The 236-nt window shown below is 41.5% G+C and carries 1 protein-coding gene; it reads left to right on the top strand.

The window, feature by feature from the left end:
* The coding region (locus EOC06_RS39390; protein WP_245470492.1) for a trypsin-like peptidase domain-containing protein at positions 1 to 236 on the top strand (236 nt) is incomplete at both ends.

A 236-nucleotide genomic window follows, 5' to 3' on the forward strand; every position in this document is an offset into this window, starting at 1 on the left:
AAAAGCAGTTGATATTGCTGCTGATGCAGTTGTCGGAATAACAAATTTACAAGAGTCAGGTTTTTGGGCAGATGCAAGTGAATCCGAGGCAGGCACAGGTTCTGGAGTTATTTATCGCAAAAGCGGAAATGCTGCTTATATCGTAACAAATAACCATGTTGTAGAAGGAGCTTCAGAGCTTGAGGTTACCCTTGCAAACGGTAAAAAAATTAGTGCTGAGCTTATCGGTAGCGATA

The organism is Mesorhizobium sp. M7A.F.Ca.MR.362.00.0.0 (genome assembly GCF_004023175.1).
Lineage (GTDB): Bacteria > Pseudomonadota > Alphaproteobacteria > Rhizobiales > Rhizobiaceae > Mesorhizobium.